1 protein-coding gene is annotated in these 1,241 nt (G+C 48.2%); it reads right to left on the bottom strand.

Annotated elements, in window-relative coordinates; all coding sequences use genetic code 11:
* Window positions 1-15: 15 nt before the first annotated feature.
* The gene (gene glnL / locus R7Q48_RS24350; protein ID WP_411979280.1) at window positions 16-1,095 is read right to left on the bottom strand and encodes a nitrogen regulation protein NR(II); all 1,080 of its coding nucleotides are present in this window, start codon (window positions 1,093-1,095) and stop codon (window positions 16-18) included.
* Window positions 1,096-1,241 lie beyond the last annotated feature (146 nt).

The raw sequence follows: 1,241 nt of genomic DNA, 5'->3' as shown, positions 1-1,241 counted from the left end.
AATCCATTCGTGAGGTCAAATCGGCAAATATATTGTAAAAGTGGTGTGGCCAGGCCAGCTTTCAACGTCGATTTTTCCGTTGTGCTGGTCGATCAAATTTTGTGAGATGGACAACCCAAGTCCGGTGCCGCCTTCGCGCCCGCTGACCATGGGATAAAACAAGGTGTCCTGTAATTCTGGTGGAATGCCCGGTCCGTTATCGGTGATCTCGACGCGCGCCGCTAATTTGCAGCGTTTGCCATGAATGTTGGCTTGATGCACCGTTCTGGTGCGAATGGTGATGTTGCCGTGCTCTTGATGAGCAAGAATTTGTGCCGCGTTGCTGACGATGTTCAGCATCGCTTGTTCTATTTGATCTGCATCCATCAAAATCTCGGGCAAGCTCGGGTCGTAGTCGCGTTCGATGATGATCGAGTTTTGAGATTCTAACTCGACCAATTGGCGTACTTTCTCCAGAATTTGGTGCAGATTTTCTTGTGTCTTTTTGCCTGGTTTCTGTGGGCCAAGTAGGCGGTCGACTAACGCTCTTAATCGACCTTCTTGTTCGATAATGATGTGGGTGTATTCGGTTAACGATGGATCGGGCAACATTTTTTCCAGCAGCTGCGCCGCACCGCGTAATCCGCCAACTGGATTTTTGATCTCATGAGCTAAACCGCGCACGAGCAGTTTGGCGGCTTGTTGCTGTGCGTGTTGGTTGAGCTCTTGAGTGAGGCGTCGTTGTTGATCTATTTTGCGCATTTCAACCAACAGCATGAGCTGTCGTTGCCAAGTGATTGGACTTACCGTGACTTCCAGCATTAGCGGACGCCCATCGACGACAAACGTCACGTCACTATCGGTAATGCTTTGGCCACTTTGCAATGGCTGAGTCAGTAAGGCCAAGTCCAACGATGCATGCTGAATCAGTTGAGAAAGCGATTGTTCGACAATGCGTTTGGCGCTTTGCGAAAACAACAGCTCAGCGGCTGGATTGGCATAGCGGATGGCCAATCCATCATCAAGAATCAGCGTTGCTGTGACCATGTTGTTGAGTATGGCACTAGGGAGACTGGTATCCACATTACGTCCTTGTTTGCGTTGAGATTGTGCAATGCACAATAATGGTGCAATAGAACGTTAAGTATGGCGAAGAAAGCTCAGAAGAAAAAGTAAAAAGCCTCATTGTGATGCGACTTTTTTACTCCGATTTTCTATTTTGCCCCTTTTACGGTCGGCTTAACACTTGCTCTATGTAAATG

This window comes from Vibrio sp. 378 (assembly GCF_033339435.1).
The sequence above is the reverse complement of the archived record's forward strand: the minus strand, read 5'-3'. Positions and strand labels throughout refer to the sequence as shown.